Raw genomic sequence first — 13,942 nt, forward strand, 5'->3', positions numbered from 1 at the left:
GCAGTGCATCGTTAAGCTCGATACTGCCTGCAAGCTTGGTGGAAAGCGCGTAACTTTCCAGCCCCGTAATCCTGACGAAAGTCAGGATCTAGAGGCAGGAACGTCGACGCCCGTCACACTGGATCCTGACTTTCGTCAGGATGACGCGGATTAGATGGGAGCGTTGTGTGATCCGTCCGGAGGAGTCGAACAACGTGCCGCTCAATCGTCCGTCAAGTGGTTCGAAGCCAGGCCGTCGAGTCGAGGCACATCGCGCACGTTGGGACGAAGACCGTGAGGTCGCCACCTTCGACAACCAATGACCCCGATACGCGGCCGATCAGTCACCGTAGCTACTGCCCCGTCTCGCGCCAAGCGACCGCCGAAATCGAACGACGATCTCTCAGCTAAACGCCCTAGTTGAGCGTCGTCATCTCCACGGGCTTGCCCTTGGTGGTGGGGTTCGACGCATTTGCCTTGGGGGCTTTTTCGGCCTTGGGTTTGCGAACTTCCTTGCTCGATTTCTTCTGGCTCTTGGCCATGACCACACCTCATGGGGCGGAAGGCCCCAGGGCGATGCTACACCTTTCGCCGGCGATACACCCGTCTTATCGCGGGCCCGACGCAAGCAGGTCCAGCGTTGCCCGGTCGTCTTGGCCACCGAAGAACCGGTCCAGCGCGCTGCGAAACGGCGTGGGGTCGTCGGCGACCGCGGCAAACAGCGTCATCGAGGACCGCAATTTGACCGCGTCGATCCCGCCGAGGATCGCCTCGGCGGATCCGGCCGCAGCCGTCACCGCCCGCGTAACCTCGATCAGTCGTGGCCCGAGCACGGGATGCGCGAGATACGCCCGCGCCTCATCCGCGCCGGCGATCGCATAGGTTCGCGCCATCGTACTCTGCCCCAGTCCGGTGATCTGCGGGAAGATGAACCACATCCAGTGGCTGCGCTTGGCCCCCCGCTGTAATTCGGCAAGCGCCTGCGGATACACGCCGTCCTGCGCGGCGACGAAGCGGTCGAGATCATGCGTCATCGCCGCCACATGGTCAGCTCATTCGGTTCCCGCAACCCTAACGCCTGCCGGTACGTTTGCACCCGTAACGATCGAGGAAATGCCATGAAGACGATGATCACGGTTGCGCTTCTTGCCGCGCCCTTGTTGCTCGGTGCGTGCGGGAAAAAGGACGATCCTACGAACACCGCCGCGCCAAGCGGGTTCACGCCGCCCGAAACGCGCGCGCCGACGCCGATCGCCGGACAGGCGCAGACGACGCCGATCACCGCCTATGTCGGCAAATATCCGCATGATGCCGTCGGCGGGGTCGATTTCTACGACCGTACCGATGTCGCCACGGGCCTGGTCCATGCGGTCGGCAATGCGAAGCTGCGCGAGAGAATCCGCGGGCGTTCGGGGCCGGAGACGCCGATCTTCACATTGGGCAACCGCGTCGCCGCCTGGGGCTGCGAACAGCATAATTGCGGCGATCACAACTGGGCCGTGCTTGTCGATCCGAAGGGCGGCAAGACCGAAGTCTGCTACCATGATTCGGCGACGATGGGCACGCGCAGCGACTGGTACAACGGGGCAGCGCCCGCTCGCCGCGATGCGTCCTGCCCCTCGCAAGGATAAGCCATGCTCGAACACATTCCCGCCTGGCTAGGCGCCGCGATGAGCGGTCTGCGTGCCGGTGCCGACAAGCTTGCTATCGTTCAACTGGGCAGCGATTTCGAAACGCTCGACCTGACCAGTCCCGCCTTCGCGCATGAAGGCCGCCTGCCACCCCGATTTACCGCGGATGCGGATGCCGGCGAGGGCGTATCGCCGCCGCTCGTCTGGAGCACGCCGCCGGCTGGAACCGAGCGCATGGTACTCGTCGTGGAGGATCCCGATGCCCCGGCACCGCAACCTCTTGTCCATGCGATAGTCTGGGGTCTCGAAGCCGATGCTGGGCGGCTGGCGGAGGGTGCGATCGTCGCGGACGGCGCTGGCGATGATAGCGACGATACCGGCGGCCGTGATGTCGGACGCAACTCCTATCTACGCGAAGGCTGGCTGCCACCCGATCCACCACGCGGGCACGGCGAGCACCGTTATGCATTTCAGCTTTTCGCGATCGGTGCCGGGGCAGGGGATCCCGGAACCACGCCCGGTCGCTCGGCGGTCATCGAAGCTATTGCCGGTCACGTACTGGCGGCGGGGCTGTTGATCGGTACGTATTCTCGCGAAGAAGATGCACCGGTCGGACCGGTGGGAATCGGCGCGCCTGCCTAATCTGGCGTTAAGGCCGCGACCCGGATCTTCAGGCCAGCGCGCTGCCGGCATGTGTCAGGATCAACAGGATCGTGGTCGAGAAGGCGGCGAGGCCGATGATGATGCTGCGGTTCATGATGATGCTCCTTGGCGCCGCGGTCAGGCGATCGGAATGATTGGCGTGGCGGCGCTGACGGCGATGGCGGCGAAGAAGAGCGCACCGACGAACGAGAGAGCGATACGCTGGGCGGTTTCGAAACGGAGTGACATGGGAAATTCCTTCGACTGGTGGGCGCCGGACCATCCAGCCTCCCATGTCGAATGATTTGCATGCGCCGTGCCAGTTTCTTAACGCATTGATCTAGCTAGGATTCCTGGATCGCTCGTGAAAGAGTTGGGAAAACACGCCACGCCAGCGCGGTAAATCGCACCAACTTCCAGGATCAGGCCGCGCATATCTGATCGCGACCGCGTTCCTTGGCGGTGTACAGCAGTCGATCGGCACGCTCGAACGCGGTTTCGGCGGGTTCGTCGGCGTGGATCGCGGTAATGCCCGCCGAAAACGTGATCGTCCCCAGCGGTGTATCCGTCTCGCGATTGCGATACCGTTTTTGTGCAACGGTCTGTCGAACCGTGTCGAGCAACTCGGCAGCACGGGACAGGCTCACGCCGCTTAGCAGCACCGCGAACTCCTCGCCGCCATGACGGACGACGAGATGTGGCGCGCATTCGGTCGCCATCGCCTGGCCGATCGCGATCAACACACGGTCGCCGACGCCGTGGCCATGCAGGTCGTTGACGTGCTTGAAGCGATCGATGTCGCATACCGCCAGGCAATAAGGCCCCGCGCTCGGATCGCGCCCCGCAAACGCCTCCTCGAACGCGCGGCGGTTGGGCAGGCCGGTCAGGACGTCGCGCCGTGCCGTATCGCGCGCTTCGGCGAGTTTGGCCCGTAACGCATCGGTCTCCGCGGTTGCCTCGGCCAATCGGACCTCGCTGTCGTGAATGCGCGCGATCATCGAGCTGGTGATCCGGGTGATCTCGTCGATCTCCGCCATCTGCGTGATCGAGGCTGCGCTCCTGGCCAGATCGCGCCCGAAGCCCGATGTTTCGGCCTGCATCGTCCGCATCATCTGCGCGAAGTCGTCGACCTGTTGCTGTGTCTCGATAACCAGCGCATCGGCCGTGTCGGTATTGGCGTCGGACGCCGGCGCGCGGCGTTTTTGGACGGCTGGCGAGTCGTCCGCGACACGCCCGGCGAGTCGTTCGATATCGTGCGCCCTCAGCCGAACACCGTGTGCCGTCAGCCGCGACACCGTCTTGGCCAACGGTCCGGCAGGGGCGGACACCACCGCAAACGCAAACGCGTAATGCGCGGGATCGGGGCTAAGCGCATGTTCGGCCAGGAAACTACCAATGCGCTCGAACAGTGTGCTGTCCCGCGATGGTTCGATTACTGGCTTAGCCGCCCGCACACTCCGCATGTCACTCTCCGCCTCTCGATCTAAATCAATAGACCCAAAAGCGTTAGGATAGCGTCACTGACCGGCCATTATCTGCCGGTCGTTGTAATTATCTACTGAATTACCGCCGCGTGAGCTTCTGAACGGCGGCAAGGGTCGTCGCGACGTGCTCGGCGGGGTTCATGTCGTCGTGGACGAAGGCGACGCGGCCGTCCTTGGCGATGACGTAGCTGGTGCGCTTGGTCACGTCGCGGCCCGAGATCTGCTTGCCGAGCGCGACGTCGTAACCCTTGACTACGTTAGGGCCCGCGCTGGCGACGGCAAACTTGCCCGCGCACTTCTCGGCCGAGAACTTGCTGAGCGTCTCGACGTTGTCGGCCGACATGCCGATTACGGTGCCGCCTGCCTTGGTGAACGCCGGGATCGCCTCGGCGAACGCGTGCGCCTCGGCATTGCAGCCGCCGGTGTACGCCGCGGGGAAGAAGTAGAGCACGACCGGGCCCTTCTTCAGCTGCTCGGCGAGGTGGACGGTGAACACCTTGCCCGCGATCGCGCCGCGCGTGGTGAAATCCGGAGCCTTTGCGCCAGGCGCGAGTGCCGCCAGCGCAGGCGCCGCGACGACGAGGGCAGCGGCGGTAGCAAGTGTCGAGACGAGGCGCATGGATGATACTCCGTTTAGATCGCAATGGCCTACGCCGGCGCGAACGATCCGTCCATTGCCCGTGACGCTTGCGCTCGATAGGCTGGAAATATGCCAGTAACCCAAGCCGATATCGATCTCGCGCACCGCCTCGCGGATGCTGCGGGCCACGTCATCCGACCCTATTTCCGCCACGAGCACGGCGTCGAGATCAAGGACGACCAGTCCCCCGTCACCCGCGCCGACCGCGAGGCCGAAGCCGCGATGCGCCGGCTGCTCGATGCGGAACGCTCGGGCGACGGGATCGTCGGCGAGGAGTTCGGCGAGAAGACGGGCGTCACCAACCGCAAATGGGTGCTCGACCCGATCGACGGCACGCGCAGCTTCACTGTCGGCCGCGCGATCTTCGGGACGCTGATCGCGCTCGTCGAGGATGGCTGGCCGGTGCTCGGGATCATCGACCAGCCGGTCCAGCGCGAACGCTGGGTCGGGGTCGCGGGGCGTCCGACGACGCTCAACGGCTTACCGGTCCGCACCCGCACCTGCCGCGAACTGGCCGGCGCGACGATCGCCACCACCAGCCCGCACCTTTTCGATGAGGTCGACGTCCCGCACTATTTGGCGCTGGTCGCGGCAATCTCGGGCGGCAACCCGCGGCAGGGGCCCGTCTACGGCGGCGACTGCTACAATTACGGTCTGCTCGCGAGTGGGCATCTCGACGTGGTCTGCGAGTCGGGGCTCAAACTCTATGACTTCGCCGCCTTGGTGCCGGTGGTCGAAGGCGCGGGCGGCCGCATGTGCGACTGGAACGGCGACCCGCTGACGGCGGACAGCGAGGGACATGTCCTGGCGATCGGCGACCCCGCGCGTATGGACGACGTGCTGGAGGCGATGCATCGGCTACAGACCGCGCACGATGAACATGGGCACGAAGGCCACGACCACTGACAGGAATCCCCCTCCCGCTCGCGGGAGGGCTAGGGGAGGGCGCGACGTACGTACTGGCGTCCGGCTTATGGGGCACGCCCCTCCCCTGACCCCTCCCGCAAGCGGAAGGGGAGCAGAAGCGGCGCTCCCCACCCGCAACCTCCGCCCCGACCTTCGAACCCGACCTCCAACTCCACCCCGTCATCCTGACGAAAGTCAGGATGACGGGGTTACTGGATGGCGGCGCTTTAGGCTCTGGATTCTGCCTTTCGTCAGGAAGACGAAAGACACCAGCCCCGAATAAAGCAGCACTCTGAAAGTCACGCGCCAAAGCCGAACTCCGGTCCAGCTTGGCTGATCGTCGCATCAGTTTCAACGCCCGCACTGGAGCAAGACGCTGCCCTAGCAAGAGACACCCCCGTCCCCTCAGAAGATCCCCAGGAACTTCTTCTTCTGTCCCTTCCGCTCCGCCGCCGACGTCTTCCCGTCTTCAGCCTTGGCGGTCGTCCCATGCCCTACGTCGTCACGCGGCTGGCCCTTAGCCGTCCGCTGCGCCGCCGCCGTCGCGCCAGCGAGAACCGGTCCACAGGCCGTCGACTTCGCGTCGCCTACGTCGACGAACGCCAGGATACCCGCCACCGGCGTCGCCACCAGCGCCAGCCCAAGCCCACTTCCGACACGCGCGAGGAGATCCTTCGAGATCACCTGCATCTGCGGTGCCGCGAACATGCCGCCCAAACCGACCGGCGACTGTCCGGCGAACAGGCTGAACTTCTTCGAGTCCGCGCGGAATGCCAGATCCACAGCCTCGTTGCGAAAGCTGAACCCACCCCGCCCGACGATCACGTTCTTGCGCGTGTCGATCAGGATCGGGTCCGCCGCCGCGACGCCGCCACGCACGGTAAAGCCGATCAGCCCGCAATTGACCTGCACCCGCTCATCGAGCTTCCCCTGGAACATCCGCTGCGCGAACGTGCCGATATCGAGTTCCGCCAGCTGCACGTTGCGCACCGACAGCGCGCCCGACGGCATCACGAACGCGATCCGCCCGCGTGACGAGGCCAGCGACTGATAGATCGAATCGCCCCGTCCCTCCAGCTTGATACGGCCCTTGATCGTCCCCGTCGTGCCCGCTTCGGCGAGGCCATAGCCCTTCAGCAACCGCCCCATCGCCGTCGGCGCAAGACGGATGTCATAGGACACCGCGCTCGGCCGTGCCCGCGTGTCGAAGATCACGTCAGACGCGACGTTGCCGCGCGCCATCGCGAAAGTCAGCGGCGACAGCGCCAGCCGCCCGCGCTCCAGGTCCAGCGTCAGGTCGACGTTCGAGATCGGGATGTTGCGCGATTTGACGACGCCAATCGTCCATTTCAGGTCGGCGTCGAAGATCTGCATCGTCGCGACCGGCCATGCAGCGTCGGGCAGCAGGCGTTGCGGTGCTGCCCCGGTCGCCGCTGCCGCAGCCACCGCGCCCTTCGATTCGACGATATCGGGATTGTAGCCGATGAAGGGCGCGGCATCGACGATGTCGAGGCTCTTGGTCGCCAGCACCGAATCAAGGTGGATGCGCTCGCCGTTGACGATCGTCAGCTTGCCCGCGAGATCGGTCCGGCCTGCGACGCCACGCAGATGCGTGAAGGCGTATTCGTCGCCCTGCTTGATGAGTTGCGCGCGCAGTTTGTAGGTCCGCGTGTTCGGGATCGCGACGTCGATGATCCCAAGCAGCGTCGACAGGTTGGCACCGCGTGCGGTCACGGCGAGCGGCACGTTCTCGACATCCGCGATGCTCGGCAGCGTGCCCGCCACGTCGATCACGTTCCCCGCCGCGCGCATCCGGGCAACCAGCTTGTTCTGCCCGCGATTGGCGGTCGCGTCCGGCGACAGGAGTTGCGCGGTCACGGTGAACGGCGTCTCGCGCAGCCGGCCCGTTCCCTTCAGTCCCACCGCACGGCCGATCGTCGCATCCACCGACCGGATATCATCAACCTTCAGGTCTGCCAGCACGCGCATCCGCGGATCGAGATAGCGCATGCTTGTTCCCGTGACTGTGGCCACGTCGATCCGTGGAAACTCCAGCGGCTCGCCCCCCTTCTTCTCGCTGAACGTCCAGGTATTGGCCGTATGCGCCGCGTTCCACTCCAGATCGACTGCGCCATTGACGAGGTCGAGCCAGTATAGTCGCCGCTTGCCGAAGAGCAGCGACAGCGGCGCGATCCGCGTGTCGAGCCTGTCCGCCTGGAACAGGTTCGGCTTGCTCGCCCAGTCGGGGTTCGAGAGCGTGAAATTCTCCGCGTACAGCTTGATGCGGAACGGCGCGAAATAGAGTTGGAAATCGCCGCGCACGGTCAGCGTCCGGTGCGTCAGCGATCCGACGACGCGCTCAAACGGGTGCTTCAGAAAGCGCCCCTTGGTGATGTACAACACCAGCCAGATCGCGGCGATGACCGCGAAGATCCCGAGCAGGATGTTACGCAGTATCCGCCGCTTGCGACGTTTTTGCGCGTCGACGGGCGCAGCGGCCGGGGGGGAGGCCGGGGAGGGGGCGTCGATCGGCGGCGTCGGGCTGTCGTCCATGCAAGCTGTATCGCACAGCACGCCTCGCGGTTCCAAGAGGTAGACATTCGGAACCTGCCCGTCTATGCGGCCCGCTTCCTCGAAGGGAACGCGTTCGACGAATCGCCCGGCCAGTGTGGGCTGCCGCGGCGATTTCAGCGTCCTCCTTCGTTAACCGAAAGGATAAAAATGCCCAAGCTGAAGACCAAGAGCGGCGTCAAGAAACGCTTCAAGCTCACCGCCACCGGCCTGCTCAAGCACGGCGTCGCCGGCAAGCGTCACCGTCTGGCGCATCACAACGGCAAGTACATCCGTCAGAACCGCGGCACCAAGCTGCTGTCGAAGGCCGATACCGCAGCGGTTAAGGCCTGGGCGCCTTACGGCCTGCGTTGAGCTGAGAAGGAATTAGACAATGGCACGCGTAAAACGGGGTGTTACCACCCGCGCCAAGCACAAGCGTATTTTGGTTCAGGCGAAGGGCTATTATGGCCGTCGCAAGAACACCATCCGCATCGCCCGTCAGGCCGTCGAGAAGGCCGGACAGTACGCATATCGCGATCGCAAGGTTAAGAAGCGCACGTTCCGTGGCCTCTGGATCCAGCGCATCAACGCCGGCGTCCGCGCCGAGGGTCTGACGTACTCGCAGTTCATGCACGGCGTGAAGCTTGCAGGTATCGAACTCGACCGGAAGGTCCTGGCCGACATCGCCATGCACGAGGGCGCTGCATTCAGCGCGATCGTCGCACAGGTGAAGGCGGCGCTCCCCCAGGCCGCGTAATTCGCGACTGAGGTGAGTTTCGGGAGGGCGTCGGTGGGAGACCACCGGCGCCCTTCCTGCGTTTGGGGTTCGCCTAGATAGCGATACAGCCCCAAGCCCTCCAAACTCCGTGGTTCCCAAACCCCTATCCGTCATCCCGGCGAACGCCGGGACCCATGGTTACGGTGGATCCAGCGATAACGTGCTACCACAACCCGGCCGGCTACCGTGGGTCCCGGCGTCCGCCGGGATGACGGGGTGTTAACGATGGATCAGCAAGATCCGGGACGCGGTGATCAGGGGAGCATGAAATGCGCGAAACCTTCCAGCCCTGCGTCTACATCCTCCACTCCCGCCGCCACGGCACGCTCTACATCGGCGTAACCTCAAATCTCCTCGCAAGGCTGGTTCAGCACCGAGAGGGGTTGATCCCCGGCTTCACTCGCCGGTACGGCATCAAGCGTCTCGCCTATTACGAGATGTTCGACAGTATGGAGGCCGCGATCGTACGCGAGAAGCGGCTGAAGGAATGGCGAAGAGCGTGGAAGATCGACCTGATCGAAGCGCGGAACGAAAATTGGGACGATCTGGGTATCGGCCTCGGGCTGCCCCGCCTAGCCGAGCCCATGGGAGTATGACGTGACCGAAGACCTGAACCAGATGCGCGAACACATGCTGACGGCGATTGCCGCCGCATCCGGCCTAGACGCGCTCGACGCGTGCCGGGTCGAGGCGCTCGGCAAGCAGGGCACGATCACCGCGCTGCTGAAGACGCTCGGCAAGATGACGCCGGACGAGCGGCTCGTGCAGGGCCCGATCATCCAGGGCCTCCGCGAAGCCGTCGCCAACGGCATCGCCGAGCGGAAAGCCACGCTCGAACGCGCCGCACTTGACGCGCGCCTCGCCAGTGAAACGCTCGACATGACGCTCCCCGCCGACGCGCCGACGCCCGGGACGATCCACCCGGTGAGCCAGGTCATGGACGAACTCGCCGAAATCTTTGCCGACCTCGGCTTCGCCGTCGCGACCGGTCCAGAGATCGAAGACGACTGGCACAACTTCACGGCGCTCAATATTCCCGAGACGCATCCTGCGCGCGCGATGCACGACACCTTTTATATGGTGGACGATGATCCGATTGCTGCGCTCTTCACTGAAGGTGAACCGGCGAAGCGGATGCTCCTCCGCACGCATACGTCGCCGGTCCAGATCCGCACGATGCTGAGCCAGAAACCCCCGATCCGCATCATCGCCCCCGGCCGCACCTACCGCTCGGACTCCGACGCGACGCACACGCCGATGTTCCACCAGGTCGAGGGCCTCGTCATCGACAAGGGCATTACGCTCGGCCATCTCAAATGGACGCTCGAAACCTTCGTGAAGGCATTTTTCGAGCGCGACGATATCGTGCTCAGGATGCGCCCCAGCTACTTCCCCTTCACCGAGCCCTCGGTGGAGATCGACGTCGGCTACACGCTGGTGAAGGGCAAGCGCGTCGTCGGCGGCGCCGAGCCCGATGGCTGGCTCGAGATCCTCGGCTCGGGCATGGTCCATCGGAAAGTCATCGAAGCGTGCGGGCTCGACCCGGACGAATGGCAGGGCTTCGCGTTCGGCTGCGGGATCGACCGGCTCGCCATGCTCAAATACGGCATGGACGACCTCCGCCCGTTCTTCGACGGCGATATCCGCTGGCTCAAGCATTACGGCTTTTCGAGCCTCGACGTGCCGACCCTCAGCGGAGGCGTCGGCGCATGAGCACCCTCACCAACAACCGTCACCCCAGCGAAAGCTGGGGTCTCCCCGTTGCCACCCGCAACGCCCACCACGCAAAGACCCCAGCTTCCGCTGGGGTGACGGGCTGATATCATGAAGTTCACCCTCAGCTGGCTCAAGCAGCACCTCGAAACCACCGCCACGCTCGACCAGATCGTCGAGGCGCTGACCCGCATCGGCCTCGAAGTCGAAGGCGTCGAGAACCCCGGCGAGAAGCTGGCTGCGTTCAAGATCGCCAAGGTTCTCACCGCCGAACGCCACCCGCAGGCCGACAAGCTGCAGATCCTGTCGGTCGATGCCGGTAACGGACCCCTGCAGGTCGTCTGCGGCGCGCCCAACGCGCGCGCCGGCCTGGTCGGCGTATTCGGCGCACCCGGCGCGTACGTCCCAGGCCTCGACGTGACGCTCAAGCTCGCCAGCATCCGCGGCGTCGAATCCAACGGCATGATGTGCTCGACGCGCGAGCTCGAACTCGGCGAGGATCACGACGGCATCATCGAACTACCCGAAGACGCCCCGATCGGCACCGCGTACCCCGATTATGCCGGTCTCACTGACCCAGTCATCGACGTCGCGATCACCCCCAACCGCCAGGACTGCATGGGCGTCCGCGGCATTGCGCGAGACCTCGCAGCCGCCGGTCTCGGCACGCTCACGCCGCTGATCGTCGACCAGATCGCCGCGAACGGCGCAGGTCCAGAGGTCCGCACCGAAGACACCGCCGGCTGCCCCGCCTTCTTCGCCCAGACCGTCACCGGCGTGATCAACGGCGAATCCCCCGAATGGATGCGCCGCAGCCTGCTCGCGATCGGCCAGAAGCCGATCTCCGCACTCGTCGACATCACCAACTATCTGATGATCGACCTAGGCCGCCCCCTACACGTCTACGACCGCGCCAAACTCCCCGGCGGCCTCGTCGCGAGGAAAGCCAAGGCAGGCGAACAAGTCGTCGCACTCAACGGCAAGACCTACATGCTCGACGCGACCATGACCGTCATCGCCGACGACGCGGGCGTGCACGACATCGGCGGCATCATGGGCGGCGAGCATTCGGGCGTCTCCGCGGACACCACCGACGTCCTCATCGAATGCGCCTATTTCGATCCCGACCACATCGCCCGCACCGGCCAGAAGCTCACGCTCACCTCCGACGCGCGCAGCCGCTTCGAACGCGGCGTCGACCCGGCGTTCCTCGACGACGGCCTCGCCATCGCCACCGCGCTCGTCCTTCACATCTGCGGCGGCACGGCCAGCGATGTCACCCGCTCGGGCGAACCCCCGCTCGAACCGCGCGTGATCCACTACGACCCCCGCCTCAGCGCAGACCTCGGCGGCCTCCACGTCGCCCCCGAACGCCAGGCACGCACGCTGTTGTCGCTCGGCTTCACGATCGGCGCGATCAAGTCCGCGGATGCGTTCAGCGACGCGCTGTTCTCGACGATCGAAGGCAAATGGCCGGTCACGATCCCGACCTGGCGCCGCGACGTCGACGGCCCCGCCGACCTCGTCGAGGAAGTCGTCCGCATCGAGGGCATCGACAACATCCCCTCGACGCCGCTCCCCCGCATGCCCGGCGTCGCAAAGCCGACCGCCACGCCCGAACAGAAGCTCGAACGTAGGGCGCGCCGCGCGGCGGCGGCCCGAGGTCTCGACGAAGCGGTAACCTGGAGCTTCCTCTCCGAAGCCGAAGCCGCGCCCTTCGGCGGCGGCGCATGGACGCTCGCCAACCCGATCAGCGAGGACCTCAAGGTCATGCGCCCCTCGCTGCTCCCCGGCCTGCTCGCAGCCACGGGACGCAACCTCAAGCGCGGGGCACAGAGTGTCCGCCTGTTCGAGATCGGCCGCCGCTATCTGGCGGACGCGGAACGCCCGACGCTCGGCGTGGTCCTCGCCGGCGACCGCCGCCCCCGCGGTTGGCGCGACGGCAAGGCCGCGAGCTTCGACGCGTATGACGCGAAGGCCGAAGCCTTGGCCCTTCTCGCCGCATCGGGCGCTCCGGTCGATAATTTGCAAGTCATGGGCGAGGCCGGCAACGCTTGGCACCCCGGTCAGTCCGGCACGCTCCGCCTCGGACCCAAGACGGTGCTGGCGAGCTTCGGCATGCTCCACCCGTCCGTGCTGAAGGCATTCGACCTCGACGGCGCTGTTGCCGCGGTAGAACTCTACCTCGACGCCATTCCACCCAAGCGGGCCACGGGCTTCACCCGCCCCGCCTACACGCCCCCGGCACTCCAAGCCGTCCGCCGAGACTTTGCCTTCCTCGTACCGGCGGCACTCGCCACCGACGCGCTGGTCCGCGCGGTCAAAGGTGTCGATAAGGTGTCGATTGTGGCGGCTCGCGTATTCGACGTGTTCACCGGGGCGGGCGTCGAAGACGGCCACAAGTCGGTCGCGGTCGAGATCGTCCTGCAACCGACGGCCAAGAGCTTCACCGACGAAGAGATCAAGGCCATCGCCGACAAGGTGGTCGCGGCTGCAGCAAAACAAGGCGCGAGCCTGCGCGCATAAGCGTGCCCTCACCCTTCCCACGACCAAGTGGCCGCGGGCCCCTTCCCTCTCCCCCGAGGGGAGAGGGAGAGACGCCGAAGGCGGCGAGGGTGAGGGCACGATCATCGAAGGAAGGACCCCCATGACCGACCTGATCACGATCGCCAACGACCACCTCACCGCCCGGATCAACCCCCACGGCGCCGAACTCACCCACCTTCAGGACGCGGACGGCCGCGAGCTGATGACCAACGCCGACCCAGCCTTCTGGACCGGCCACGCCCCGATCCTCTTCCCCGTCGTCGGCGTCGTCAACGAAGGCGTCATCCGCCTCGACGGCCAGGCCTACCCCATGCAGAAGCACGGCTTTGCCCGCCACTCGACGTTCGAGGTCATCGCGCAGTCGGACACGTCCGCCACCTTCCGCCTGATCGATTCGGAAGAAACGCGCGCCGCCTACCCCTTCGCCTTCGCGCTCGACATCGTCTTCACGCTCGACGGCGCGACGCTCGCGATCGAAGCCGTCATCCACAACCGTACCGACGCTGCGATGCCGGCGAGCTTCGGCTTCCACCCCGCCTTCGCCTGGCCGCTCCCGTACGGCGAAGCCCGCGCAGACCACCACATCACCTTTGCGGCCGACGAGCCCGGCAAGCTGAAAGCAATCAGCCCCGACGGCCAGATTGCCGTCAACGAACGCGCATCCCCGGTAGAGAACCGCGTTATCGCCCTCCGCGACGAACTGTTCGCCAAGGATGCGTTGGTCTGGGCCCCGATCCACTCCGACGCCGTCACCTACGGCGCCAAGACTGGCCCGCAGTTGCGGATCGCCTTCCCCGACACCCCCAAGCTCGGCATCTGGACCAAGCCCGGCGCCGCCTATGTCTGCGTTGAACCCTGGCACGGCATCGCCGACCCGGAAGGCTATACCGGCGATTACCGCGACAAGCCCGGCGTGTTCGAGATCGCTCCGGGCGGCACGAAGAGCATCACCATGAGCGTGACGCTGGTTCCCTAAAAGCCCCCCCCCCTGGAGGGGAAGGGAGCGTAATGATGCCGGTCGCCCCCTGTCCTACACGCCCCACATCTGCCAAGAGCGGCGCCAAGCCCG

14 protein-coding genes are annotated in these 13,942 nt (G+C 65.5%); 9 read left to right on the forward strand and 5 right to left on the reverse strand.

Features of this window, described 5'->3' with window-relative positions; translation table 11 throughout:
- Positions 1-395 precede the first annotated feature (395 nt).
- Positions 396-521 (reverse strand): hypothetical protein, encoded by a 126-nt coding sequence (locus AC1MLZ_RS13860; RefSeq protein WP_259457500.1) that lies wholly within the window; start codon positions 519-521, stop codon positions 396-398.
- Between the two features lie 66 nt (positions 522-587).
- On the reverse strand, positions 588-1,013 hold the full coding sequence (locus AC1MLZ_RS13865; RefSeq protein WP_480958982.1) for a DUF1810 domain-containing protein: 426 nt from the start codon (positions 1,011-1,013) through the stop codon (positions 588-590).
- A gap of 84 nt (positions 1,014-1,097) precedes the next feature.
- On the opposite strand from AC1MLZ_RS13865, the gene AC1MLZ_RS13870 reads away from it, so the two are divergent.
- Positions 1,098-1,610 carry a hypothetical protein gene (locus AC1MLZ_RS13870; RefSeq protein WP_480958983.1) on the forward strand — a complete coding sequence of 171 codons (513 nt, stop codon included), beginning with the start codon at positions 1,098-1,100 and terminating at the stop codon, positions 1,608-1,610.
- A 3-nt stretch (positions 1,611-1,613) separates the two neighbouring features.
- Positions 1,614-2,252 (forward strand): YbhB/YbcL family Raf kinase inhibitor-like protein, encoded by a 639-nt coding sequence (locus AC1MLZ_RS13875; protein ID WP_480958984.1) that lies wholly within the window; start codon positions 1,614-1,616, stop codon positions 2,250-2,252.
- Between the two features lie 422 nt (positions 2,253-2,674).
- On the opposite strand, the gene AC1MLZ_RS13880 is transcribed toward AC1MLZ_RS13875, so the two are convergent.
- A complete protein-coding gene (locus tag AC1MLZ_RS13880; protein ID WP_480958985.1) occupies positions 2,675-3,715 on the reverse strand; it encodes a GGDEF domain-containing protein in 1,041 nt (346 codons plus the stop codon).
- A 100-nt stretch (positions 3,716-3,815) separates the two neighbouring features.
- Positions 3,816-4,355 carry a peroxiredoxin gene (locus AC1MLZ_RS13885; RefSeq protein WP_480958986.1) on the reverse strand — a complete coding sequence of 180 codons (540 nt, stop codon included), beginning with the start codon at positions 4,353-4,355 and terminating at the stop codon, positions 3,816-3,818.
- 90 nt (positions 4,356-4,445) lie between these two features.
- Here AC1MLZ_RS13885 and AC1MLZ_RS13890 point away from each other — a divergent pair, with 90 nt between their 5' ends.
- Positions 4,446-5,282 carry an inositol monophosphatase family protein gene (locus AC1MLZ_RS13890; RefSeq protein ID WP_480958987.1) on the forward strand — a complete coding sequence of 279 codons (837 nt, stop codon included), beginning with the start codon at positions 4,446-4,448 and terminating at the stop codon, positions 5,280-5,282.
- A gap of 405 nt (positions 5,283-5,687) precedes the next feature.
- Here AC1MLZ_RS13890 and AC1MLZ_RS13895 read toward each other — a convergent pair whose 3' ends face one another.
- On the reverse strand, positions 5,688-7,835 hold the full coding sequence (locus tag AC1MLZ_RS13895; RefSeq protein WP_480958988.1) for an AsmA family protein: 2,148 nt from the start codon (positions 7,833-7,835) through the stop codon (positions 5,688-5,690).
- A 168-nt stretch (positions 7,836-8,003) separates the two neighbouring features.
- Between AC1MLZ_RS13895 and rpmI the strand changes: the two genes are divergently transcribed.
- The 6 genes from rpmI (at position 8,004) to AC1MLZ_RS13925 (ending at position 13,849) form a co-directional block, all read left to right on the forward strand.
- Positions 8,004-8,207 carry a 50S ribosomal protein L35 gene (gene rpmI, locus AC1MLZ_RS13900; RefSeq protein WP_031395289.1) on the forward strand — a complete coding sequence of 68 codons (204 nt, stop codon included), beginning with the start codon at positions 8,004-8,006 and terminating at the stop codon, positions 8,205-8,207.
- 19 nt (positions 8,208-8,226) lie between these two features.
- Positions 8,227-8,592 carry a 50S ribosomal protein L20 gene (rplT, locus tag AC1MLZ_RS13905; RefSeq protein WP_056054375.1) on the forward strand — a complete coding sequence of 122 codons (366 nt, stop codon included), beginning with the start codon at positions 8,227-8,229 and terminating at the stop codon, positions 8,590-8,592.
- 290 nt (positions 8,593-8,882) lie between these two features.
- Positions 8,883-9,209, forward strand: a complete 327-nt coding sequence (locus tag AC1MLZ_RS13910; protein ID WP_480958989.1) for a GIY-YIG nuclease family protein — start codon at positions 8,883-8,885, stop codon at positions 9,207-9,209.
- Positions 9,210-9,231: 22 nt separating this feature from the next.
- Entirely contained in the window at positions 9,232-10,326 is a 1,095-nt protein-coding gene (gene pheS / locus AC1MLZ_RS13915; protein WP_480961561.1) for a phenylalanine--tRNA ligase subunit alpha, read from the forward strand.
- Positions 10,327-10,437: 111 nt separating this feature from the next.
- Entirely contained in the window at positions 10,438-12,852 is a 2,415-nt protein-coding gene (gene pheT, locus AC1MLZ_RS13920; RefSeq protein WP_480958990.1) for a phenylalanine--tRNA ligase subunit beta, read from the forward strand.
- Positions 12,853-12,973: 121 nt separating this feature from the next.
- A complete protein-coding gene (locus tag AC1MLZ_RS13925; protein ID WP_480958991.1) occupies positions 12,974-13,849 on the forward strand; it encodes an aldose 1-epimerase family protein in 876 nt (291 codons plus the stop codon).
- Positions 13,850-13,942 lie beyond the last annotated feature (93 nt).

The organism is Sphingomonas sp. PEI4 (assembly GCF_056679955.1).

Coding starts and splice junctions, on each gene's coding strand:
- AC1MLZ_RS13860 (WP_259457500.1), bottom strand. CDS start 521: ATGGCCAAGAGCCAGAAGAAATCGAGCAAGGAAGTTCGCAAACCCAAG.
- AC1MLZ_RS13865 (WP_480958982.1), bottom strand. CDS start 1,013: ATGACGCATGATCTCGACCGCTTCGTCGCCGCGCAGGACGGCGTGTAT.
- AC1MLZ_RS13870 (WP_480958983.1), top strand. CDS start 1,098: ATGAAGACGATGATCACGGTTGCGCTTCTTGCCGCGCCCTTGTTGCTC.
- AC1MLZ_RS13875 (WP_480958984.1), top strand. CDS start 1,614: ATGCTCGAACACATTCCCGCCTGGCTAGGCGCCGCGATGAGCGGTCTG.
- AC1MLZ_RS13880 (WP_480958985.1), bottom strand. CDS start 3,715: ATGCGGAGTGTGCGGGCGGCTAAGCCAGTAATCGAACCATCGCGGGAC.
- AC1MLZ_RS13885 (WP_480958986.1), bottom strand. CDS start 4,355: ATGCGCCTCGTCTCGACACTTGCTACCGCCGCTGCCCTCGTCGTCGCG.
- AC1MLZ_RS13890 (WP_480958987.1), top strand. CDS start 4,446: ATGCCAGTAACCCAAGCCGATATCGATCTCGCGCACCGCCTCGCGGAT.
- AC1MLZ_RS13895 (WP_480958988.1), bottom strand. CDS start 7,835: ATGGACGACAGCCCGACGCCGCCGATCGACGCCCCCTCCCCGGCCTCC.
- rpmI (WP_031395289.1), top strand. CDS start 8,004: ATGCCCAAGCTGAAGACCAAGAGCGGCGTCAAGAAACGCTTCAAGCTC.
- rplT (WP_056054375.1), top strand. CDS start 8,227: ATGGCACGCGTAAAACGGGGTGTTACCACCCGCGCCAAGCACAAGCGT.
- AC1MLZ_RS13910 (WP_480958989.1), top strand. CDS start 8,883: ATGCGCGAAACCTTCCAGCCCTGCGTCTACATCCTCCACTCCCGCCGC.
- pheS (WP_480961561.1), top strand. CDS start 9,232: ATGCGCGAACACATGCTGACGGCGATTGCCGCCGCATCCGGCCTAGAC.
- pheT (WP_480958990.1), top strand. CDS start 10,438: ATGAAGTTCACCCTCAGCTGGCTCAAGCAGCACCTCGAAACCACCGCC.
- AC1MLZ_RS13925 (WP_480958991.1), top strand. CDS start 12,974: ATGACCGACCTGATCACGATCGCCAACGACCACCTCACCGCCCGGATC.